This is a genomic window from Arthrobacter sp. UYEF20 (genome assembly GCF_040546335.1).
Classification (GTDB): Bacteria; Actinomycetota; Actinomycetes; order Actinomycetales; family Micrococcaceae; genus Arthrobacter.
The window spans coordinates 1-22,439 of the sequence record NZ_JBEPNP010000035.1 but is presented as its reverse complement, the minus strand read 5'-3'; the positions used below and the strand labels follow the sequence as shown (position 1 = coordinate 22,439).

The window sequence follows — 22,439 nt, the reverse complement described above, 5'->3', positions numbered from 1 at the left end:
ATCGGCCCCGGGCGGATCAGAGCGGTCCGCGCCGGCGAAGGCGGCAAGCACGGCAGCGGACGCGGCGACGGCCGCCAGGGCCGCCCTGCTTTCCGCACTCCACGCCGTGCTGCTTTCCATACACTCAGTACATCAGGAGGCACCGACAGTAAGAGGCGGCGACATTTAAAGGCGCTGACATTCAAAGGCGGCGGCATTTGAAGGCGGCGACATCTAAAGGCGGCGCCGGCGGCCATTGGTCGTCGCCGCCGGTTCGCGCTGGTCAGCTTCAGCAATTTAGCTAGCCCGCAGTACGCCCCGGTGCCTAACGAAGGCGCCGGGGCTGCCGACAGTAGGAGGAGAACATCCTTCCCGCCGCTGAGCTGCAAAGCTGAGCAGAATAACAAAGCAGAATCGGCCCATGATCGTCGTCACACGCCTCAACGGAACGCGCTTCGCGGTCAATCCGGATCTGATTGAACGGATCCACGAGAGCCCGGACACGCATTTGGTGACGCTCGACGGCGCCGCCTACGTGGTGCTCGAAAGCCTCGCGGAGGTGGTGGAACTCATCGCCGACTACCGGGCCTACGTCCTCAGCAAGGCGCGGGATTTTCCCGCGGTCACGGGGTACCCGTTAAGCCTGGTGCCGACGTCGGACCCCGAGAACGAATCCTCCCTCCCCGCGCCCGAGCAACCAAGAAAGTAAGCCATGGATCCCGCTACAGTCATCGGGCTGCTCCTCGCCTTTGGCTCCGTCATAGCCATGGTGACCATGGAGGGCGCCAGCATTTCCTCCCTCCTGCTGCCCGCCCCCATGATCCTCGTTTTTGGTGCCACCCTTGCAGTCGGCCTCGCCGGCAACACCCTCAAGGACGTGCTGCAGGCCTTCAAGGCGTTGCCGAAGATGTTCATGGGGAAGACGTCCCGGCCCCAGGACAGCATCGACCAGATTGTCCGGTTCGCCGAAAAGGCGCGTTCCGAGGGGCTGCTGTCCCTCGAGGAAGAGGCCGCCAGCGTCAAGGATCCTTTCCTGGCCCGTGCCTTGCAGAACATAGCCGATGGCACCGACGCCGAGGACCTCCGGGTGCTCCTCGAGGACGAGATTGACTCCAAGTCGCGCAGCGACCACGCCAACTCGAAGTTCTTCGCCAGCCTGGGCGGCTACGCCCCGACCATCGGCATCATCGGCACAGTGGTGTCCCTGACCCACGTCCTCGAAAACCTCTCCAAGCCCGACGAACTGGGGCATATGATCGCCGCCGCGTTCATCGCCACCCTGTGGGGCCTGCTCTCCGCCAACTTCATCTGGCTCCCGTTCAGCTCGCGTCTGGCCCGCCTGTCCGAACTGGACATCGAACGGATGACGCTGCTGATGGAAGGCGTGCTGGCCGTGCAGTCGGGTGCCCAGCCGCTGCTGCTCGCCGAACGGCTCCGGTCCATGGTTCCCGAACACCAGCTCAAAGCCGCCGGAGGCGGCCGAAAGGGTGCCGGCAAGGACGCGGACACCGTGGACAAGGCCGCGTGAGTCCCAGGCGGCGCCCGCGCAAGAGGCCGGAAGAGCACCACGTCGACGAACGCTGGATGGCCTCCTACATGGACATGGTCACGGTGCTCATGTGCATGTTCATCGTGCTCTACGCAATGTCCACGGTGGACGCCAACAAATTCGAGAAGCTCCGCAACTCCCTGGCCACTGGCTTTGGGGCGACCGTGAGCGAGACCGTGGACACCGCCTCAGGAACGGTCGTGCCACCGGAATTGGCGGACAAAGACTCGGAAGCCTTCGCCGCCCAGAAAACCGCTGGTGCCCCGGTCGCCCCCGACGCCATGGCTGCGGCCATGAAGGAAGTGGACCGCCTGCGCGCCCTGGAGGAGCAGATGAAGGCAGGTCTGGCCGCCGCCGGACTCAGCGAGAACGTGGAATTCCAGATCGACCAGCGCGGCCTGACCGTCAAACTCATCGGCTCCCAGACCTTCTTCGCCCCTGACCGGCCCGAACTGACTGACCGCGCGTCCCAGGTCCTGCGGATCATCTCTCCGGTCCTTGGCCCCGCAGCACTGGAGATCATGGTCGAAGGCCACGCCGCCAACGGCATCACCGCGTACCCGTCCACCTGGGAGCTGTCCTCGGCGCGGGCGGTCAACGTGCTGCGCTACATGGTGGACCGCGGCGGGATCGCCCCCGGAACCATCGGCGCCGTCGCCTTCGGCTCCGCCCGGCAGGTCAACGACGACTCCACCCCGGAGCTGATGGAGCGGAACCGCCGGGTGGACATCGTGATCGTGTCCGACCAGCCCGACGTCGTCCGCGCGCTCATTCCCGAGGCACTGAAGCTCAGCCAGAAATAGCTGAAGCTCAGCCAGAAATAGCTGTGTTTTGCCTGCGGCGGTCTGCTTACGGTGGCGGATCCCTGGCCGATAGTGACAACCGTGAGTGTTATGGATGAGCGGGAAGTGATACGGGAGCGGACCGTCAGCGTCTATGACTTCCGGCGTCCCGCGACACTGGCACGGGAACACAGCCGCGTACTGGAACTGGCTTTTGAAACGTTCGCCCGCCAGTGGGGCACCCAGCTGACCGCCAAAGTCCGCGTCAAGTCCGTGGTCCGGCTCGAAGACGTCAGCATGGTCAGTTACGACGAATACGCCGCGTCCCTGCCCGCCGTCACGGCGATGGTGCTCAGCACGGTCGAGGCCCACGATTCCAAGCTCGTCGTGCAGTTCCCGGCCCCGGCGGCGCTCGGCTGGGTAAACCGGATGCTCGGCGCCTCCAACGATGCGCCCATGCCGGACCGCAAATTCACCCAGATCGAACAGGCCCTGATCAAGGGACTCATGGACGAGGCACTCGAAGACCTCGGCTACTCCCTCGGGCCGCTGTTGAGTGAATCCGTCCGGGTGGACACCATCCAGTACAACTCCCAGTTCGCCCAGGCGGCCGCGCCCAGCGAGCTGATGATCGTCGCCACGTTCACCATGAACGTCGGCAACATCAGCGCCCCGGCCACCCTGGCCGTCCCGGCCAGCATCCTGCTGGGACGGCTCAAGAAGGTCAACCCCACGGACAACCGCGGGGATGCATCGGCGCGCGTCAGCGCCCAGCTGGAGCGGGTTCCGGTCGAACTGTCCGTGCGGCTCTCGACGTCGTTCGTCACCCCCAGCCAGGTCCTTGGCCTCGCCGTGGGGGACGTGCTCACCTTGCCGCACCTGGAAAACCGGCCGTTTGACGTCACCCTGGACGGCGCCAGGCTGGCCACCGCGGCCCCGGCCCGCAACGGATCCCGGGCAGCTGCAGTCATTGTCACAATCGAGGAGAACCACCGATGAGCATCACCCTGACCAAGCACGAATTGTCGGCGGAGCGGCTCGTCGAGGAGCTGCCGAGCCCGGTGGCCCTCAAAGTTGTCGCGCTGGTCCCCGCCCGCGCAGCCGCGGCGTACGCCCGCCAGGCCGTCACCGCCACCTTCGTCGGTGCGGTCACGGCAGACCTCGCGCTGATGCTCAGCGACCGCACGTTCCTCGATGAAGCCGCCGGGGCAGGATCCCAGCTGGGGCACGTCTCGGTGACCGATGTGCTGCGCCCCGCGATGGAAAGCGCCAGCTCCGTCTTCGGCGCCGGCGTCCTGTCCGACCTGCGCGAATCCGACGCCTCCGGACTGCTCTCCGACCCGGACACGGCCGTGTTCGAACTCTCCGACGGCAGCAACGCCGCGGCCTGGTTCGCGGTCCGCCTCCGTGAGCACAGCACCGGGCAGGACCGCGGCGAGCTGTTCAGCGGCGGGGACGCCGTGGCCGGCCGCCTGGGCCGGATCAACAACATCGAGATGGCCCTCACCGTCGAGATCGGACGCACCCGGATGGCCGTCCGCGACGTGCTCTCCCTCGAACCGGGCAAGATCATCGAACTTGACCGCTCCGCCGGCGCCCCGGCAGACGTCCTGCTCAACGGCCGGCTGATCGCGCACGGCGAGGTGGTGGTCCTGGACCAGGACTACGCCGTCCGGATCACCCGCATCCTTGACGTGGCCGAGGGGCTCAGCTGAATGGACTCGCTGATCCTCGGGCTGCGGGTACTCGTGGCCCTGGGCGCGGTGCTGGGCCTCATGTGGTTCCTGCAACGCCGGCTCGGCCAGGGCACCGGACGGCGGCGGGCTGACCGCGCGCTGACCGTCGTCAGCCGCCAGAGCGTCGGCCAGAAGGCCTCGGTGGTAGTGATCGACGCCGCCGGCCAGCGGTTCCTGCTCGGCGTCACCGAGCACGCCGTCAATGTCCTGCACACGGGCGACATCCCGGTGGAAACGGAAGAAGCCGCCGCACCCGAGACGCGCCGCGGCACAGGGGAATTCGCCCGGATCCTCGCGGGCTTCGGCCCCCTCTCCGGCGGCCAGTACGGCCGCCTGGACAGGATCCAGGACGGCACGCACGACGACGGCGGCCCGGCTGACGGGGCCGGGGACGGTGCCGGGGACGGCGCTGACAACGTCCCGCTGTCACGCCGCAGCACCCTGCACCGGGATTCCCATGGCCGCGGACCCGCGATCCGCGCTGCCACGGCAGAGCACCCGCCCCTGCACGGTTCCATTCTTGCCGGCTCCACCTGGAAGCAGGCCGCTGCCGCTCTCAGGAGCGGACGCCGCAATTGATCCGCCTGCCCGCCGCCCGCCGCAATTCCGCCCACCTCACTTCCACCCGCCGCACTTCCGCACGCCTGGCAGTTGCGGCCCCTGACCGGCTCCCGCCGGCCAGGGCATTCGTGCTGGGCCTCGCCGCCGTCCTGCTCGCTGTCCTGCTGCTGTGGCTGAGCGCCTCGGCCGGCCACGCCGCCCCCATCGATCCCACCCCGCCGGTGGCGCCGACGGACCCGGCAAACCCGGACGGCGGCAGCGTCAACATCCAGATCAACGGACTGGACGGCAAACCGTCCACGGCGGTGCTGACCCTGATCGGGATCACGCTGCTCTCCGTGGCGCCGGCCCTGCTGCTGATGATGACGTCCTTCACCAAGATCTTCGTGGTCCTGGCCATGACCCGCAACGCCCTCTCGCTGCCCTCCATCCCGCCCAACCAGGTGCTCGCCGGCCTCGCCCTGTTCCTCTCGATCTTCGTGATGTGGCCCGTCATCAACGAGATGAACAACATCGGGATCCAGCCGTACCTCAACGGAACCCTGGACTTCAACGGCGCCGTCGGCGCCGCCTCCGGGCCCCTGCAGCACTTCATGCTGGCCCACACCCGGGAAGAGGACATCGCCCTGATGTCCCGCGCCGCGGGTGCCGAGAACCCGGCCACCCCGGAGGCCGTGCCGCTGCAGACACTCATCCCGGCCTTCATGATCTCCGAGCTGCGGGCCGCCTTCATCATCGGCTTCGTCATCTTCATCCCGTTCCTGGTGATCGACCTCGTGGTCTCCGCGGCCCTGATGTCGATGGGCATGATGATGCTGCCGCCGGTGATGATCTCCCTGCCGTTCAAGATCCTGCTGTTCGTCCTCGTGGACGGCTGGGGCCTCATCATCACGGCGCTGATCCAGAGCTATGCAGGCACCGGATGAACGCCAACGCCGTCCTGGACATCTGCCTCCAGGCCATGATCGTGGCCGCCAAACTCTCCGCGCCGGTGCTGGTGACGGCCCTCGTCGTCGGCCTGGCCATCTCGCTGCTGCAGTCCATCACCCAACTCCAGGAAGCCACGCTGTCCTTTGTGCCGAAGGCCGCCGCAGTGGCGGTTGCCCTGGTGGTCTGCGGGCACTGGATGATCTCGGAGATGGTCGCCTTCACCAACGACCTCTTCGCCAAAATCCCGTCCCTGCTCGGAGGCCTGTGAGGTGGGCATTCCGATCGACCCGACGTGGCTGGAAGCGCTCCTGCTGGCCACCGTCCGGATGACGGCATTCCTGATCGTGGCGCCTCCCTTCGCGCACCAGGCCTTCCCGGCACGCATCAAGGCCATGCTCGGCCTCGGTCTGGGCCTCGCGGTGTCGCAGCGCGTGTCCGTCGGTTACGCCCCGCGGGACACCGCCGGATTCGTCACGGGGATCGTCCTGGAACTCGTCACCGGACTGGCCCTGGGCTTCCTGGTCCTGGTGATCTTCGCCGCCATCCAATCCGCCGGCAGCCTGATCGATCTCTTCAGCGGCTTCCAGATGGCCCAGGCCTTCGACCCGCAGATGAATATCAACGGCGCCCAGTTCACCCGCCTCCTGCAGATGGCGGCCCTGGCGCTGCTCTTCTCCTCGGACGGCTATCAACTCGTCATCACCGGCCTGACCGGAACCTTCGCGGCCCTGCCGCTTGCCGGCGGGATCGACCTCGCCCAGCCGGTGCAGGCGATGACGACGGCGGTCACCGGCATGTTCCTTGCCGCGGTCCAGATCGCCGGACCGCTGATCGTGGTGCTGTTCCTGGCCGACGTCGGACTCGGCCTGCTGACCCGCGTGGCCCCGGCGCTCAATGCCTTCTCCCTGGGCTTCCCCCTGAAGATCCTCCTGACGTTATCGCTGGCGGGCTTCATGTTCCTGGGGCTGCCCAGAATCGTCTCCAGCCTCGCCGGCCAGGCGGCCAAGACAGTACTGGGGGTGGGCTGATGGCGGATTCACAGGAAAAAACCGAAGAAGCCACCGACAAACGGATGAAAGAGGTCCGCTCCAAGGGCCAGCTGTCCCGGTCCCAGGACCTCACCGCCTGGGTTGGCGTCGCCGCCGCCGCCATCATGATCCCGGCCACCGTGGACCGCGCCGCCAGCGCCGCGACGGACCAGCTCTTCAGCATCCGCGGCATCGTCGCCGAGCCCGATCCGGGCAAGGCCGTCAAGGCGCTTGAGGACGGACTGGCCGCGATCGCCGGGATCGTCGGTCCCATGCTGATCGTCGTGTTTATCGTGGTCCTCGCCGGCTCCGCGCTCCAGGGCGGCGTGCACCTGAAGAAGTTCAAGCTCGACTTCGAGCACTTCAAACTGCTCAGCGGGCTGAAGCGGTCCTTCGGGGCCCAGGCGGTCTGGGGCGGCGTGAAGGCGTTGCTGAAGGCCAGCGTGGTGGGTCTGGTGCTGTACAGCGTGGTGCAGGGACTCATTCCGGTCCTGCTGAGCGCCGGGGGACTGCCGGTGGCCGCAGTGGTGCAGGCCGCGGCCGGCGGCATTGCCGCGCTGATCCAGTTCGCCGTGGCCGCCGGAATCGTGCTGGCGGCCGCGGACTTCTTCGTGGTCATGCGGCGCAACCGGAAGAAGACCCGGATGTCCAAGAAGGAAGTCCAGGACGAGAACAAGAACAGCGAAGGCGATCCGCTCATCCGGTCCCAGCGCCGGGCCCGGCAGATGGCGATGAGCCGGAACCGCATGATCGCCGCGATCGGGGACGCCGACGTCGTGCTGGTCAACCCCACGCACGTCGCGGTGGCCCTCAAGTACGACCCGGGGAAATCCGCGCCCCGGGTGGTGGCCAAAGGCTCGGGACACGTGGCGGCCAGGATCAGGGAAGAGGCCGAGGCGAAGAACGTGCCGATGGTCCAGGACATCCCGCTGGCCAGGGCACTCCACGGAGCCTGCGAGCTGGGCCAGGAGATCCCGGTGGACTTCTACCGTGCCGTGGCCGGAGTGCTTGCCTTCGTGATGGCGCTCAAGGCCCGCGGCGCCGCCTCCGGAATGCACCGGATGAGCGGCGCGGCCCCTGGCATAGGAACTGCCGCAGGAAGTGCCGCGGGAAGCCCGGCATGAACACTTTTCGAACCAGCGTCTGTGAAAGGACCGCACTATGAACAACAGGCTCGCCCGACTGTCAGTGCCAATCGGCATCGTGGGCATCGTGCTGCTGCTGGTTGTTCCGGTGCCCGCGCCGCTGCTGGACTTTCTCATTGTCTGCAACATCCTGCTGGCACTGCTGGTGCTGCTGACCAGCATGTTCGTGAAGAAGCCGCTGGATTTCTCGGTCTTCCCCTCGCTGCTGCTCGTCGCCACGCTGTTCCGGCTGGGCCTGAACGTCGCCTCCACCCGCCTGGTGCTGGGGGAGGGGTACGCCGGGCAGGTCATTGAAGCTTTCGGCAAGGTGACGGTGGGCGGCTCCCTGATCATCGGCGCCGTCGTCTTTCTCATCCTCGTGGTCATCCAGTTCGTGGTGGTCACCAAGGGTGCCGAACGCGTGGCCGAGGTGGGCGCCCGCTTCACCCTGGATGCCATGCCCGGCAAGCAGATGGCGATCGACGCCGACCTCAACGCCGGGCTGATCACCGACACCCAGGCCCGCGAGCGGCGGGCCGAGGTCTCGGCGGAGGCGGACTTCTACGGCGCCATGGACGGTGCCTCGAAATTCGTCAAGGGCGACGCGATTGCCGGCCTCATCATCATCATCATCAACTTTGTGGGCGGCATTGCCATCGGCATGCTGCAGCGCGGCATGGAGATCGGCGACGCGCTGAGCACCTATGGCATCCTCACGATGGGCGACGGGCTGGTCACCCAGATCCCTGCCCTGCTGATGGCCGTGTCCACCGGCATGATCGTCACCCGGTCCAACGCGGAATCGGACATGGGCCGCACGGCGTCCACCCAGCTCCTTCAGTCGCCCAACGCACTCATGATCGCCGGCGTCGCGGCGATCGCCATGGCGCTGATCCCCGGCATGCCGCCCATCCCGTTCGTCCTCGTCGGCGCCGGGCTCCTCTTCGCGGCCCGCCGGATCGCGACCAGGCAGCGGCAGGAGGAAACCACCCGCGACGCCGAGGCCAACGCGCTCAATTTCCCGGAAATGGACCCGAACGAGAAGCTGCTCGAGGACATGCGCATCCACCCCGTCGAGATCCTGCTGGCACCGGACCTGGTGGACATGGTCTCCGGGGCATCGGATGACCTGCTGGCCCGGGTCCGGTCCCTGCGGCACAAGATCGCCATGGAGCTGGGGCTGGTGATCCCGCCGGTCCGCACCAGGGACAGCGTGGACCTGCCATTGTCCAGCTACGCGATCCGGATCGCCGGGGTGGAAGCCGGCCGCGGCACCGCGCCCACCGGCCAGATGCTGGCCCTGGGCGACAACCTCGACTCGCTCCCCGGCGCCGCGATGATCGAGCCGGTGTTCGGCCTCGCCGGCAAGTGGATTCCGGCGGAAATGCGCCACAACGCCGAGATGACCGGAGCCACCGTGATCGACCGCGTCTCCGTCCTGGTGACGCACCTGTCCTCGATCGTCACGGCCAACGCCGCCCGGCTGCTGTCCCGGGAGGATGTCCGGGTGCTCACCGAAGGCGTGCGGAAGCAGAGCCCCTCCGCCGTCGACGAACTCACCCCGGCGCTCCTCTCCCTGGCCGAGCTTCAGCGCGTGCTGCAGGGCCTGCTGGACGAACAGGTGCCGATCAATGACCTCGCGCGGATCTACGAGGCGCTCACGCTCCGCGCCAAGGTCTCCACGGACCCGGAGTCGCTGGTGGAATCCGCCCGCCAGGCCCTGGGTCCGGCGCTGACGGCCAAGTTCATGGACGGCCCGGTGCTCAACGTGATCATGATCGACCCGCTTCTGGAGCAGTCCATGCTGGAGGACATGCGGCCGGCCGAGGGCGGCAGCCAGATCGTCATGGGCCAGGACAGGCTCGACGCCGTGCTGCGCTCGATGGCCGCCGCCGTCGACTCCGCTGCCGCCGCCAACCGCCAGGCCGTGCTGGTCTGCGCGCCGGCGCTCCGCCCGGCGATCCGCCGCCTCGTCGGGGCCCATGCCGGCTCGGTGCCTGTGTTGTCCTACCGCGAAGTCACGTCAGCCAACGTCCGGATCGAAACAGTAGGAGTGGTCCGCCATGCCGAACCGCTATCGGCTTAAGGGAGCCTCGCTCGAGGAGATCCGCCGCAAGGCGGAACGGCAGCACGGCCCCGCAGCCCGCATCGTCTCGGCGGAACGGGTCATCAGCCCAGGGATCGCCGGCCTCTTCGCCGGGGACCGCTACGAGGCAATCGTCGAGGTGCAGACCAGCCACGAGGTCGTCTCGGGCGAGGTGGTTCCCGAACCGGACATCCTCGCCGAGGCGGATGCAGAGGCCGGGGCGAACGGCGTCGGCCAGCAACCGGCCGCCGGCCCCTCGCACCAGTTGCACGGCGCCGGGACAAGCGCGACGGCGTCCGCCCCGGCGCCGGCCTCGGCTGTTTTTCCCCCGGCCGTGCCGTCCGTACCGTCCGCTGCGACGGCGTCCGCCGCCCCCTCGCACCAGCTGCACGGCGCCGCCATCGCGGCCCTGCTCGAAGAGGCCGACGCGGCCGAGCTGAACCTGCACCGGCCCGGCAACACCGGTGTGTCAACGGAGTCGCCGGACTTCGCCGAACTGCTCGAGCAACTCGGCGCCGGGCTGCGCGCTCCGGCTGCCGGCTCCGCGGTCGTGCCGGTTCCGCGAGTGCCTGTTTCGCCAGTGCCTGTTGCGCGAGTGCCGGGGCCCGATGACGGCACGTCCGCCGCGCCGGCGCAGCCCCGCGAAACCGTTCCGGTCCCGCTGTCCGGGGTCGGTGACCTGGTGGTCCTCGTCGGACTGGGGGAGGACGCGCTGGACGCGGCCCTGGCGATGTCCATGGCAGCCGGCGGCGCGGACGTGCGCACTGCAGGGAAGCTGTCCGCCTACGGGCATCTGCACGTGGACGGCCGTCAAAGCGCGACGGCGGCCCGCGCCCACGCGGTGCTCACGGACCAGACTGTGCTGGTTGCCTTCGGGCTTGGAAAGGCCCGCGACGCCGTCGCGCGGCTGCAGTCCGTGGCCGCAATCTCCGCAGACCAGCTCTGGGTGGTGGTGGATGCCGGGCGCAAGCATGAGGACACCGCCCGCTGGGTCAGCGTCCTTGCCTCCCAGCTCAACGTCACTGCTGTAGCCGTCGTCGGGTCGGCGGAAACCGCCACACCGGAGACCGTCCACGGGCTGGGACTGCCCGTCGGCTGGGCCGACTCGGGCCAGGCCACAGTCGTGAGCGGCTGAGATGAGCTCATCTCAGCGGCTCCAAGCGCCGGAATTCGTCCGCACTGCCACACTGCGAAGGGTAGATTGAGAGGATGCTGGTACTTACACGCAAGCCGGGCGAACAGATCATGATCGGCGACGGCATCGTCATCACGGTTCTGGAAGGCCGCGGCGACGGTGTTCGGATAGGCATCGAGGCGCCCCGGGGCGTTCCGATCCAGCGCCGGGAAGTCATCGAGGCGATTGCCGCGGCAAATCGAGCGGCAGCAGAAGCCGGCGCCGGGGCGGGACCGGATACTGAGGACGCGCTGCGCGGGCTACTGCCCCCAGCTTCTGCCGGAAGCGCTGACTGACGCGTCGCCCGGCCCGTTATTAGCCCCGCTCGCCGCCGAGGTACTGCGCCAGCATAGGCTGCGTGGTCCGCCGGTTGATGATCAGGGCGCGCTGTACGTTCGCGGCGGTCGTCAGCTCTTCAAGGACCTCCGCGGTATCCGTCCCTGTCCCTGACCCTGTCCCGGTGCCGGACCCGCACCCTGTCCCTGTCCCGGACGCCCCGCCGGGGGAAGCGCCGGAAGATCCCGGCAGGCTCCGCTGACGCAGAGTCTCTTCGGTGGACCGCGCAGTGTCGCTGAGCTGGCGGAGCAAGTCCCGGAGAGCATCCAAATGCTCGCCCAGGACCTCCGGCCAGGAACCGGCCGGTGCACCGGCGATCAGTTCGGCGAGGGTGGCCTGGGCCGGCAGCCCCCATTCCGCCGCCACGGCCGCCGATTCGACGCTCCGGGCCAGCGCTTCAAAGCGCAGGCGGTCCAGGACACTCTCCACGTCGGTGGCGGTGACACTCAGCCACTGGAAATTCCCCGCCAGTACATGCAGGCGCTGTGTCTCGAGCCTGAACAAGAGCAGTTCCAGCTGACGGCGCTCCTGCCAGAGAGCTGCCGAAAGATCACCTGCACCCATGCGCCCCCTTTAGTCGCCACGCCGGCAGAAACGGTGCTGCCGCAGTTTCGGCCAAGCTTTTTCCTGAGGGTACACGCAGATTGTTGATAAGGTGATAAGTTTCCTCCATGGGTGCTGCGCCCGGGTATCGAACACCGCCTCCCATTGGCGGAATGACGGGCCGTTTGCGGGTGCGGCTCTCGGTGTTTTAAGCGGTTTGACGCTTCGGATCCGGTCTCATGGGGGGACACACTATTGAATCGCGTAGAACGCAACGAGCTGGTCACGCAGCACCTTCCGCTGGTGGGCTACCTCGTTTCAGATTTGTGCTCGAAAGCGTCACACCTTTCCCGCGATGACCTGGCGTCAGCGGGTGCCGTCGCCCTGATTACCTCGGCCGACTCCTTCGACCCGGATCTCGGCGTGCCCTTCGGAGCGTTTGCCCGCCGGCGCATCCTCGGCGCGTTCGCGGACGAGATGCGTGCGAGCGACTGGGCCACCCGCTCGGCGCGGCGACGGATCAAGGAGACCATGTCCGTCCAGGAGACCCTGGCCGCCGCCCTCGGACGTACCCCCAGCGTCGATGAGATCGCCTCCGCCCTCGGCGTGCAGCAGAGCGTCGTCGAGGCAGCCCTGGCCGATGCGTCCCGCACCCTGACCCCGCTCGACGACGCCGTCGTGGACACGCTGGCAGCGGAGACGCTGTCCCCCGAGCACTCCGTGCTCGCCGATGAACGGCTGCAGTACCTGCGCGCGGCCGTGAAGTCGCTCCCGGAGCGCATGCGCTACGTCGTCGAGGAGATCTATTTCGGCGACCGGACCGTGAAGGAACTGGCCGCGGAACTCGGCTCCACCCACGCGGCTGTGTCCCAGCAGCGCTCCGAAGCCATCCGGCTCATGCGCGACGGCCTGACCGCGCACTACGCGGACGATCCCGGGCAGACCTTTGAACCGCAGTCCCGGATCACGCCGCGCCGCCGGAACGACTACCTTTCCCAGCTGGCCGAGACCACGGCGGGTGGCATCACCCGGGCCATTTTCCCGCAGGGGCCGATGCTCAACGAGGCGGTCTGAGTTCCCTGCCCGGCAGATGGTAAGCCCCTTAGCAAGCTGACCGAGAAATCTCCTGACCGAGAAATTTCGGCGGGACGGTCGCCGTCCTGCTGGGCCCTGGGGTAGCGTCGAAAGCATCGGCCCTTGCGGTATCGGACGCAACGGGATCGGACCTACTCAGGAGGACGCATGAAAGCAACGCCAACACTCACCGCGAACTGTCAGGCAGTGCTCGTGGACCTGATCGAACTGCACGTCCAGGGCAAGCAGGCGCACTGGAACATCGTGGGGGCGAACTTCCGGGACCTGCACCTTCAGCTGGACGAGATCATCGACGCCGCCCGCGGCTTTGCGGATGACATGGCCGAGCGCATGCGTGCCCTGCACGCCCTGCCGGATGGCCGCAGCTCCACGGTTTCCAAGTCCACCGCCCTCGCGGAATTCCCGGCCGGCCTGATCAGCACCAAGGACGCCATCGACAAGATTGTCGCCGCACTCGAGGCGGCGGTCGGTACGATGCGCAAGGTCCATGACGAAGTGGATGAAGAGGACCCCACGACGGCGGACCTGCTGCACGAGTTCATCGCCAAGTTGGAGCAGTTCGCCTGGATGGTAGGTGCCGAGACCATGCGGGCCACCGCCAGCGTCACCACAGCTGACAGCAAGAAGTAGACAGTAAGAGGTAGACAGCAAGAAGTAGCCTCCCACACTCAGCCAGAGCGCAATCCAAGCGTCCGGCGCCGGGTTCCTCCCGGCGTCGGACGCTTGGCTTTTAAGCCTTGACATCCGGACGGATCGGCGAATACTTAAGTATGTGCTTAACAATCAGGGGGGCCGGCAGGAGGGGGAACGGGAGCTCGACGGCGTGTTCCACGCGCTCGCCGACCCCACCCGGCGCGCCATCGTGGCCCGGCTCTGCGAGGGCCCGGCGACGGTATCGCAGCTCGCGGAGCCGTTTCCGATCAGCCTGCCCGGGATTGTCCAGCACCTTCAGGTCCTGCAAGCCAGCGGCCTGATCCGCAGCGAAAAGATCGGCAGGGTCCGCAGCTGCAGCATCGACCCTGCCACGGTCCGGCGTGCAGAAAACTGGCTGGGCCAGCGCCGGACGCCGGCCGAGCGGCGCCTCGACCGGCTCGAGGGCTTTCTGGGTGCGGATCGCCCGGACCGCCCGCCCCAGCCTCCCGAGTGATCCAATTCCAGGAGCCCACCATGAACACGCCCGTCACCCACGCCAGCTTCAGCCTGGAACGCAGGCTGAACGCCCCGCCGTCGCGAGTCTTTCACGCGTTCTCGGACCATGCGAGCAAGAAAAAGTGGTTCGGCGGCCCGCCCGAATGGAACCAGGGCGAGTCCAGCCTGGACTTCCGGGTGGGCGGCCGCGAAACCGACGTCGGCGGCCCCGTCGGCGGCTTCGTCTCCACGATGCACGCGGTTTACCACGACATCGTGGAGAACGAGCGGATCGTCTACAGCTACGAAATGCTGCTGGACGGGGAGCGCATGTCCGTTTCGCTCAGCACCCTCGAGCTGGAGCCCGACGGCGACGGCACCCGGCTGACACTGACCGAACAGGGCGCCTTCTTCACGGGTACCCGTGACAGCGACCAGGCGCAGGTGGCAGGACGCAAGGAAGGCACCGGCGATCTGCTCGACGCCCTCAAGGCGTACGTCGAGGGCAGCTGAGCCCGGCCCGCTATTTGGCGGTCGGCACCTTCCGCAGGACGACGGCGGCAAGGACTGACGCTCCCGCCATCAGTACCAGTGCGATGGCGGCCGTGACATGTACGCCGGAATCAAAGGCGGCACGAGCGGCGGCCATCACTGCTTCCGCCAGCGGGCCGGGAAGGGCTTGCGCGAGCTCCACTGCTCCGGCGAGCGTTTCCCCGGCCTGGGTAACCCCGTCCGCCGTTGCCGCCTCCGCGACGCCGCCCGGGAGCCGGAGGTTGCCTTGGTACGAGGCGGTCAGGATGGAGCCGAGGATGGCCGTGCCCAGCAGCGAACCGACCTCGTAGCCGGTCTCGGAAATGGCAGCGGCCGCGCCGGATTTCTCCGCCGGCGCCGCACCGAGGATCAGGTCGTTGGAGATGGTCTCCGCGGCCCCGACGCCCAGACAGAGGACCAGCAGGGCCGCCAACAGGATCCCCGGGCCGCCGCTGTGGTCGCCGAAGGCCACCAGGAAGTAGCCCACAGCGCTCAGCAGCAGGCCGCCGGCCACCACGAAGCCCGGCCGGACTTTCCGCACCAGCGGCACCACCAACAGGCCGGCCGCGACGGTGGCGATCAGGGCCGGAACCATCGCGACGCCGGATTCCGAGGGGGACTGGCCTTCCAGCAGCTGCAGGTGCTGGGCCAGGAAGAGGATGAAGCCATTGTAGGAAAAGAGGGCGAGGACGTTTGCCGTGATGGCCGTGCTGAAGACCCGGTTGCCGAAGAGGCTGACGTCCAGCAGCGGGGCCGCCGTGCCGCCCCCGGCCCCGCGTTCCTGACCTCCTCGCAGCAGGGCCCGCTGCCGCCGGATGAAGACGTATGCCATGAGCAGGCCGAAGCCGATCAGGGCCAGCGGCGCCGGGGCCGGGCCATGGGTGGCCAGCTCCTTGATGCCGTACACCACCGGCACCATCACCAGGAGGGACAGGACGATGCTCGGCACGTCCACCCGGCCGGGATTCGGGTCGCGCGATTCCGGGATCAGGATGGGCCCGAGCGCCAGCAACGGCAGGATGATCGGCACAGCGACGAGCAGGATGGCGCCCCACCAGAAGTGCTCCACGAGCCAGCCGCCGAAGATCGGGCCCAGGGCGGCGCCGCCAGAGAAGCCCGCAGCCCAGATGGCCACGGCCAGCCGGCGCCGGTTCGGCTCCGGGAAGATGTTGCGGATCAGGGACAGGGTGGACGGCATCAGCATCGCGCCGAAGAAGCCCAGCCCCGCCCGTCCGGCGATCAGCCATTCGGCGCTGGGCGCGAAGGCGGTGACGGCAGAGACGGCTGCGAAGCCCGTGCTGCCGATGAAGAGAAGCCTGCGGCGTCCGATCCGGTCGCCCAGGCTGCCCATCGCCACGAGCAGCCCGGCCAGGACCAGCGGGTAGGCATCCACAATCCACAGCAACTGCACCCCGGAGGCGTCCAGGCCGCGCGCGATGGCGGGCAGCGCAAAGGTGAGCGCCGTGTTGTCCACCGCCACCAGCAGCACCGGGAACATCAGCAGCGACAGCGCCATCCAGTCGCGCCACGGCGCCCTCCGGCCGGTGCCGGCCAGTGTGCTGGTGCCCGCCCCGGTCATCGATGTGTTGTTCATGAAATAACTATACCGTCTGGACGGTATAGTTAAGAAATGGGTGGTTGGGCAGGCATGATGGGAACCATGCCCAGAAAACCCGTCGCCCGCGAAGCTGTCCTGGACGCCTTCGAATCCCTGCTCATCGAAGAGGGCGAACGTGCCGCCACGCTGGACGCCGTCGCCAGGCGGGCCGGCGTCTCCAAGGGGGGACTGCTGTACCACTTCCCGAGCAAAGAGGCGATGATCTCGGTGCTGCTCGAGCGCCTGGACGGGTTGCTGGCCGCGGACGTCAAGGCCATGGCGGACGCGCCGGAGGGGGCTGCGGCGTACTTCATCAAGTCCTCGCTCTGGGCGGACACGCGCTTGGACCGGGCGTTCGTGGCTGCCACCCGGCTTGCCGAGGTGGCTCATGAGGAAGCCCTCCGCCGTTTTGCCGCCGCCCAGGCGCGCTGGCTGGAACTGCTGGCGGGCGACGTCGGGCCCGCCATGGCCAAGGCTGTCCTCTACATGGGGGACGGTCTGTACTTCAACGCCATGCTTGCCCGCGGCCCCGGCGGCCCGCTTCCGGAGGTCGGTGCCGATCTGGAGAGCCTGCTGGCAGCTGTCGGACGGCTGCGCAGCTGACGGCTGCGCCGCTGGGAGCCCGCCCCTCCGCCGTGGTCGCCGGACGCGTGCCGGGTCGCCGTATGGTCCCGGCGACTCCGCAGCTGATCCGCGATTCGGTGGCTGCCGGCGGTGCGTGAGCGCAGCCCGGCTGCCGGCGGTTCGTGCAGCGGCCAGCCCAGGGACCGGCAGGGCCCGGCAGTTTGCGGACGCGTGCCCGGCGTAGGACAATGGGAGCTGTGACTGTTGTCACGAGCAATTGAATATGCCTTTGATCTGCGGCGGGAGAGTTCTGCTTGTAGGTACAAGCGGGCGCCGTAGGAGCAAATCCTCCCCAGGAATCTCTCAGGCCCACGTACCGCCGCGGCAAGGCAACTCTGGAAAGTAGCAGGCTGTCCCCTGACATGCTGTGCTCACCGACGGTGCAAGCGGAGCCCTGCGAAAGCGCGGCTGCGCGGAAACTCTCAGGTCCAATACAGAACGGGGAGGAACCCGAATCAATGTGGCGTACCCTGCGCCGCCTTAGTTATGGAGTTCCTTGTGACTGTTACCTCAGCTTCCACGTCCTTCGTTGACCGGCACATCGGCGCCCGCCGCCAGTCCGACGTCGACGCCATGCTGAAGGCTGTCGGCTACGACACCGTCGATGCGCTGGTGGACACCGCCGTTCCGAAAGACATCCGGCAGGACTCTCCGCTGGCGCTCGGCAAAGCCCTCAGCGAAGTCGAGGTCCTCGCCGAACTGCGCACGTTGGCGGGCAAGAACAAGACCGCGGTCCAGATGATCGGCCAGGGCTACTACGACACCCTGACCCCGGCCGTCATCCGCCGGAACATCCTCGAGGCGCCCGCCTGGTACACGGCGTACACGCCCTACCAGCCGGAAATCTCGCAGGGCCGGCTCGAGGCGCTGCTGAACTTCCAGACCATGGTCCAGGACCTCGTCGGCCTGCCGATCGCCAACGCCTCCCTGCTCGACGAAGCCACCGCCGTCGCCGAAGCGGTGCTGATGATGCGCAGGGCGAACAAGAACAAGACGGCCCACGACGGCAAGACCGTCCTCGACACCGACTGCCTCCCCCAGACCATCGCGATCGTCAAGGGCCGCGCCGAAGCCCTCGGCTTCGAAGTCGAGGTCGCGGACCTGTCCAAGGGCCTGCCCGACGGCGTCATCAACGGCGTCGTCCTGCAGCAGCCCGGCGCCTCCGGCCGCGTGTTCGACCACACCGCCGTGATCGCGGACGCCAAGGAACGCGGCGCGCTCGTCACCGTCGCCGCCGACCTGCTGTCCCTGACCCTCATCACCCCTCCGGGTGAGCAGGGCGCCGACATCGCCGTCGGCTCTGCCCAGCGCTTCGGCGTCCCGCTGTTCTTCGGCGGCCCCCACGCCGCCTACATGGCCGTCCAGAAGGGCCTCGAGCGGTCCATGCCCGGCCGCCTCGTCGGCGTGTCCAAGGACAACGCCGGGGTCCCCGCCTACCGGCTGGCCCTGCAGACCCGCGAGCAGCACATCCGCCGCGAAAAGGCGACCTCCAACATCTGCACCGCCCAGGCCCTGCTGGCGATCGTGTCCTCCTTCTACGCCGTCTACCATGGCCCGGACGGACTGAAGGCGATCGCCGAGACCACCCACGGCCACGCCAGGACCATCGCCGCCTCGCTGAAGGCCGCCGGCCTGGACGTCCTGCACACGTCCTTCTTCGACACCGTCACCGTCTCCGTCCCCGGCAAGGCCGCGAACATCATTGCCGCCGCCGAGGCCAAGGGGATCAACCTGCGCGTCATCGACGCGGACACGGTCGGGATCTCCACCGATGAGGCCACGACGGCGGCGATCGTCGCCGACGTCGTCGCCGCGTTCGGCGCGAGCGTCACCGACGCTAACTCAGACGCAGAATCCGGCGGTAACTCAGGCGCAGCGGCTGAAGGTTTCGGCCTGGACACCGCCGTCGAGCGCACCTCCGACTACCTCCAGCACCCGGTGTTCAACACGCACCGTTCCGAAACGCAGCTGCTGCGCTACATCCGCCGTCTCTCGGACCGTGACCTCGCCCTGGACCGCACCATGATCCCGCTGGGTTCGTGCACCATGAAGCTGAACGCCACGGCCGAGATGGAAGCCATCTCCTGGCCGGAGTTCGCCTCCATCCACCCCTTCGCCCCGGAATCCCAGACCGCCGGCTGGCGCGAACTGATCGAGGACCTCGAAGCCCAGCTGACCGAGATCACCGGCTACGACCAGGTCTCCATCCAGCCCAACGCCGGATCCCAGGGCGAGCTCGCCGGCCTGCTGGCGATCCGCGGCTACCACTTCTCCCGCGGTGACGCCCAGCGCAACGTCTGCCTCATCCCGGCCTCGGCCCACGGCACCAACGCGGCCTCGGCCGTGCTTGCCGGCATGAAGGTGGTCGTCGTGGCCACCGCCACGGACGGCACCATCGACCACGCGGACCTGCGGACCAAGATCGAGCTGCACAAGGACGCCCTGTCCGCGATCATGATCACCTACCCCTCCACGCACGGGGTGTTCGACGCCGATGTCCGCGAGGTCTGCGACGCGGTCCACGCCGCCGGGGGCCAGGTCTACATCGACGGCGCCAACCTCAACGCCCTCGTCGGCCTGGCCCAGCCGGGCCAGTTCGGCGGCGACGTCTCGCACCTGAACCTGCACAAGACCTTCTGCATCCCGCACGGCGGCGGCGGGCCCGGCGTCGGCCCGGTCGCGGCCAAGGCCCACCTGGCACCCTTCATGCCGGGCAACGCCGCCGATCCGGCCAACGGCGCCGACGGCACCCCGATCTCCGCCTCGCGCTACGGTTCGGCCGGCGTGCTGCCGATCTCCTGGGCCTATGTGAAGCTCATGGGCGGCCAGGGCCTGACCGAGGCCACCAGGTCGGCCCTGCTTGCGGCCAACTACATCGCGGCCCGCCTGAACGACTCCTTCCCGGTGCTCTACACGGGCGAAGGCGGGCTCGTCGCGCACGAATGCATCCTGGACCTGCGTGAACTCACGGCCAAGACCGGCGTGACCGCGGAGGATGTGGCCAAGCGCCTGATCGACTACGGCTTCCACGCCCCCACGCTCGCGTTCCCGGTGGCGGGCACCCTGATGGTGGAGCCCACCGAATCCGAGGACCTCGGCGAGATCGACCGCTTCATCACCGCCATGGTCTCCATCCGCGCCGAAATCGACCAGGTCGCCAACGGCGACTTCACCGTCGAGAACAGCCCGCTGCGCAATGCCCCGCACACCGCCGCCGCCGTCATCAGCACCGACTGGGTCCGCGAATACCCGCGCGAGCAGGCCGCCTTCCCGGTCCACACGCTCCGGCAGGACAAGTACTTCCCGCCGGTCGGCCGGGTCGACGGCGCCGCGGGCGACCGAAACCTGATCTGCTCCTGCCCTCCCCTCGAAGCGTTCGAGGACCACCACTCCGACGACTTCGCGAACTAAGGACAGCCACCAATGACTGAGAACTACACGGCCCTTTACGAAGAGCACAAGAAGCTCGGCGCCTCCTTCACGGACTTCGGCGGCTGGCAGATGCCGCTCAAGTACAGCTCCGAACTGGCCGAGCACCACGCCGTGCGTGCGTCCGCCGGCCTCTTCGACCTCTCCCACATGGGCGAAGTCTGGGTCACCGGCCCGGACGCCGCCGCCTTCCTGGACTACGCCCTCGTGGGGAAGATCTCCGCTATGGCGATCGGCAAGGCCAAGTACTCGCTGATCTGCAACGAGGACGGCGGCATCATTGACGACCTCATCACCTATCGGCGCCCGTCGGGGGCCGACGGCACTGACAATTTCCTCGTGGTCCCCAATGCGGGCAACGCCAAGGTGGTCGCCGCAGCCCTGGCCGAAAGGGCCGGTTCCGGCAAAGAGGGGGGCTTCGACGTCGCCGTCCAGGACGCCTCCGCCTCGACCTCGTTGATCGCCGTGCAGGGCCCCAAGGCCCAGGAGATCCTGCTCCGCCTGGTCCCCGCGGTACAGCACGAGCTCGTCACCGGCCTGAAATACTATGCCGCCGTGGACGTTCCGTTCATGTTCGGCGGCGCCAGCCAGGAGCTGCTGCTGGCCCGCACCGGCTACACCGGTGAGGACGGCTTCGAGATCTTCGTAGCGAACGACGACGCCGCCACCCTTTGGCAGGCGCTCGTCGCCATCGCCGAAGAGGGCGAGCTGACTCCCGCCGGGCTCGCCTCCCGCGATTCGCTCCGGCTCGAGGCCGGCATGCCGCTGTACGGCAACGAGCTCTCGCTCGAAGGCGACCCGTTCAGCGCAGGCCTGGGTCCCGTCGTCGCGCTGTCCAAGGAAGGCGACTTCGTCGGCAAGGCACCCCTGGCCGCCAATAAGGAAGCCGGCGCCGGAACCACCACGGGCCGCAAGCTCGTGGGCCTTAAGGGCCTCGGACGCCGGGCCGGCCGCGGCCACTACCCGGTTCTCAAGGACGGAAACGTGGTCGGCGAAGTCACCTCCGGCCAGCCCAGCCCGAGCCTCGGCTATCCGGTCGCCATGGCCTACGTCGACGTCGAGTTCACCGAGCCCGGCACCGCCCTGGACGTTGACCTGCGCGGGAAAGCGGAGCCCTTCGAAGTGGTCGCACTGCCTTTCTACAAGCGCCAAAAGTAGCCCAGCGGGGCCTGGTACCTCAGCGGTACCCGGCTCCGGGACCGGCTGGCCCCAGTTTTCACGCGTGCTCGCTCGTACCTCGCTTAGACGCACGCTTTCGAAAACCGCGACCAGCCGGCCCCTCGATGTCAGCGCACCTTTAGTACAACCGACCACAACAGGACTAGCGGGAACGGGCGCCTTCGAAAGCCAAAGGTGCTGGAGGGTGAACCGCCTACCGGGTCTCGGCTCTAGAAGATATCGAAGGGCCACTGTTTCTTCCCGGAGAACGGTTGACCCCGAAAACTGAAACTGGATATTAGCGGTGGGGGCGCGGCATCCGGAAGCGTGCGTCTAAGGGAGCGTCGCGTCCGCTCAGCGGGCGCCTTCGCGACCGAGCACGCGTGGGCCCACGCCATCAGGGTTCCCTGGCCGAGCTTGCGAGGTTAGGGAGATGGTGGGGAGGATGGCGAACCCCGCCACCCAACCCAGCCACAATTGTTGCGGCCCCACGACTTTTCAAACGTAAGGAAAAAACACATGGCAAAAGTAGCTTCCGAACTGCAGTACTCCGCCGAGCACGAGTGGGTTGCGCGGGGGGACGGGAACGTTGTGTCCATCGGCGTCTCCGCCGTGGCGGCCGACGCCTTGGGCGACATCGTGTATGTTGACCTGCCCGAGGTCGGGGCTGCGGTGACGGCCGGTGAGACGTGCGGTGAGATTGAGTCCACCAAGTCCGTTTCGGATCTGTATTCCCCGGTGACGGGCGAGGTCACGGAAGTCAACGACGCCGTCGTTGCTGACCCGGCCGTGGTCAACAGTGACCCGTATGGTGCGGGTTGGCTGTTCAAGGTCGCGGTGGAGTCCGAGGGCCCGCTGCTGTCGGCCGAGGAATACGCGGCCAAGAACGGTGGCGAACTGTGAGCAACACATCCGTCATTGAGCAGGTTCTCTCGCCGAGTCTGGACGCCTTGCTGTCCGATCTGGATCCGGAGATCGCGGCGCAGATCGATGCCGAGCTGACCCGCCAGCGCAACGGCCTGGAGATGATCGCCTCGGAGAACCACACC

Annotated in this window: 23 protein-coding genes, 1 pseudogene and 2 riboswitches; of the genes and pseudogenes, 22 read left to right on the top strand and 2 right to left on the bottom strand. The window is 67.8% G+C overall.

The features are described from left to right. Positions 1-400: 400 nt before the first annotated feature. The 13 genes from ABIB26_RS22265 to ABIB26_RS22205 all read left to right on the top strand — a co-directional run bounded on the left by ABIB26_RS22265 (position 401) and on the right by ABIB26_RS22205 (position 11,245). Complete coding sequence (locus tag ABIB26_RS22265) at positions 401-688, top strand: flagellar FlbD family protein (protein ID WP_354248238.1); 288 nt, start codon at positions 401-403, stop codon at positions 686-688. Between the two features lie 3 nt (positions 689-691). Beyond that, positions 692-1,507 carry a motility protein A gene (locus ABIB26_RS22260; RefSeq protein ID WP_354248237.1) on the top strand — a complete coding sequence of 272 codons (816 nt, stop codon included), beginning with the start codon at positions 692-694 and terminating at the stop codon, positions 1,505-1,507. Then, positions 1,504-2,331 (top strand): OmpA/MotB family protein, encoded by an 828-nt coding sequence (locus ABIB26_RS22255; RefSeq protein ID WP_354248235.1) that lies wholly within the window; start codon positions 1,504-1,506, stop codon positions 2,329-2,331. The genes ABIB26_RS22260 and ABIB26_RS22255 overlap by 4 nt, the downstream gene beginning before the upstream one ends. Before the next feature lie 90 nt (positions 2,332-2,421). Beyond that, on the top strand, positions 2,422-3,309 hold the full coding sequence (locus ABIB26_RS22250) for a flagellar motor switch protein FliM (protein ID WP_354248241.1): 888 nt from the start codon (positions 2,422-2,424) through the stop codon (positions 3,307-3,309). Further along, the gene (fliN, locus tag ABIB26_RS22245; protein ID WP_354248234.1) at positions 3,306-4,025 is read left to right on the top strand and encodes a flagellar motor switch protein FliN; all 720 of its coding nucleotides are present in this window, start codon (positions 3,306-3,308) and stop codon (positions 4,023-4,025) included. The genes ABIB26_RS22250 and fliN overlap by 4 nt, the downstream gene beginning before the upstream one ends. Continuing rightward, positions 4,026-4,625: a flagellar biosynthetic protein FliO gene (gene fliO / locus ABIB26_RS22240; protein WP_354248232.1), complete on the top strand. Its 600-nt coding sequence runs from the start codon at positions 4,026-4,028 to the stop codon at positions 4,623-4,625. It abuts the gene before it with no gap. Between the two features lie 65 nt (positions 4,626-4,690). Then, positions 4,691-5,533, top strand: a complete 843-nt coding sequence (fliP, locus tag ABIB26_RS22235) for a flagellar type III secretion system pore protein FliP (RefSeq protein ID WP_502913731.1) — start codon at positions 4,691-4,693, stop codon at positions 5,531-5,533. Beyond that, entirely contained in the window at positions 5,530-5,805 is a 276-nt protein-coding gene (gene fliQ / locus ABIB26_RS22230) for a flagellar biosynthesis protein FliQ (protein WP_354248230.1), read from the top strand. Before fliP ends, fliQ begins: the two co-directional genes overlap by 4 nt. Before the next feature lies 1 nt (position 5,806). Beyond that, positions 5,807-6,565 (top strand): flagellar biosynthetic protein FliR, encoded by a 759-nt coding sequence (locus tag ABIB26_RS22225; protein WP_354248228.1) that lies wholly within the window; start codon positions 5,807-5,809, stop codon positions 6,563-6,565. Next, positions 6,565-7,689 carry an EscU/YscU/HrcU family type III secretion system export apparatus switch protein gene (locus ABIB26_RS22220; RefSeq protein ID WP_354248226.1) on the top strand — a complete coding sequence of 375 codons (1,125 nt, stop codon included), beginning with the start codon at positions 6,565-6,567 and terminating at the stop codon, positions 7,687-7,689. The genes ABIB26_RS22225 and ABIB26_RS22220 overlap by 1 nt, the downstream gene beginning before the upstream one ends. Before the next feature lie 37 nt (positions 7,690-7,726). Continuing rightward, positions 7,727-9,775, top strand: coding sequence for a flagellar biosynthesis protein FlhA (locus tag ABIB26_RS22215; protein WP_354248224.1), 2,049 nt, complete (start codon positions 7,727-7,729; stop codon positions 9,773-9,775). Beyond that, positions 9,753-10,910, top strand: coding sequence for a hypothetical protein (locus tag ABIB26_RS22210; protein ID WP_354248222.1), 1,158 nt, complete (start codon positions 9,753-9,755; stop codon positions 10,908-10,910). The genes ABIB26_RS22215 and ABIB26_RS22210 overlap by 23 nt, the downstream gene beginning before the upstream one ends. A 74-nt stretch (positions 10,911-10,984) precedes the next feature. Continuing rightward, positions 10,985-11,245, top strand: a complete 261-nt coding sequence (locus ABIB26_RS22205) for a carbon storage regulator (RefSeq protein WP_354248220.1) — start codon at positions 10,985-10,987, stop codon at positions 11,243-11,245. Positions 11,246-11,264: 19 nt separating this feature from the next. Here ABIB26_RS22205 and flgN read toward each other — a convergent pair whose 3' ends face one another. Next, positions 11,265-11,849, bottom strand: coding sequence for a flagellar export chaperone FlgN (gene flgN, locus ABIB26_RS22200; protein ID WP_354248218.1), 585 nt, complete (start codon positions 11,847-11,849; stop codon positions 11,265-11,267). 234 nt (positions 11,850-12,083) lie between these two features. Between flgN and ABIB26_RS22195 the strand changes: the two genes are divergently transcribed. From ABIB26_RS22195 to ABIB26_RS22180, 4 genes are all read left to right on the top strand, one after another. Then, positions 12,084-12,902, top strand: a complete 819-nt coding sequence (locus tag ABIB26_RS22195; RefSeq protein WP_354248217.1) for a sigma-70 family RNA polymerase sigma factor — start codon at positions 12,084-12,086, stop codon at positions 12,900-12,902. A gap of 168 nt (positions 12,903-13,070) precedes the next feature. Next, a complete protein-coding gene (locus ABIB26_RS22190) occupies positions 13,071-13,553 on the top strand; it encodes a Dps family protein (RefSeq protein WP_354248215.1) in 483 nt (160 codons plus the stop codon). Positions 13,554-13,695: 142 nt separating this feature from the next. Continuing rightward, a complete protein-coding gene (locus ABIB26_RS22185; RefSeq protein WP_354248213.1) occupies positions 13,696-14,070 on the top strand; it encodes an ArsR/SmtB family transcription factor in 375 nt (124 codons plus the stop codon). Between the two features lie 20 nt (positions 14,071-14,090). After that, positions 14,091-14,564 carry an SRPBCC family protein gene (locus tag ABIB26_RS22180; protein WP_354248211.1) on the top strand — a complete coding sequence of 158 codons (474 nt, stop codon included), beginning with the start codon at positions 14,091-14,093 and terminating at the stop codon, positions 14,562-14,564. 10 nt (positions 14,565-14,574) lie between these two features. Here the strand turns inward: ABIB26_RS22180 and ABIB26_RS22175 are convergent, their stop codons facing one another. Next, entirely contained in the window at positions 14,575-16,176 is a 1,602-nt protein-coding gene (locus tag ABIB26_RS22175; RefSeq protein WP_354248210.1) for an MFS transporter, read from the bottom strand. Between the two features lie 66 nt (positions 16,177-16,242). Here ABIB26_RS22175 and ABIB26_RS22170 point away from each other — a divergent pair, with 66 nt between their 5' ends. From ABIB26_RS22170 to ABIB26_RS22150, 5 genes and pseudogenes are all read left to right on the top strand, one after another. After that, complete coding sequence (locus ABIB26_RS22170; RefSeq protein WP_354248208.1) at positions 16,243-16,782, top strand: TetR/AcrR family transcriptional regulator; 540 nt, start codon at positions 16,243-16,245, stop codon at positions 16,780-16,782. Between the two features lie 251 nt (positions 16,783-17,033). Next, a riboswitch (glycine riboswitch) is annotated at positions 17,034-17,132 on the top strand. A gap of 1 nt (position 17,133) precedes the next feature. Continuing rightward, a riboswitch (glycine riboswitch) is annotated at positions 17,134-17,250 on the top strand. A 39-nt stretch (positions 17,251-17,289) separates the two neighbouring features. Beyond that, on the top strand, positions 17,290-20,214 hold the full coding sequence (gcvP, locus tag ABIB26_RS22165) for an aminomethyl-transferring glycine dehydrogenase (protein WP_502913730.1): 2,925 nt from the start codon (positions 17,290-17,292) through the stop codon (positions 20,212-20,214). A 12-nt stretch (positions 20,215-20,226) separates the two neighbouring features. Next, positions 20,227-21,390: a glycine cleavage system aminomethyltransferase GcvT gene (gcvT, locus tag ABIB26_RS22160; protein ID WP_354248205.1), complete on the top strand. Its 1,164-nt coding sequence runs from the start codon at positions 20,227-20,229 to the stop codon at positions 21,388-21,390. Positions 21,391-21,909: 519 nt separating this feature from the next. Then, entirely contained in the window at positions 21,910-22,293 is a 384-nt protein-coding gene (gene gcvH / locus ABIB26_RS22155) for a glycine cleavage system protein GcvH (RefSeq protein ID WP_354248203.1), read from the top strand. Next, positions 22,290-22,439: pseudogene (locus tag ABIB26_RS22150) on the top strand (serine hydroxymethyltransferase); the annotation flags it as partial. The gene gcvH and the pseudogene ABIB26_RS22150, both read left to right, overlap by 4 nt.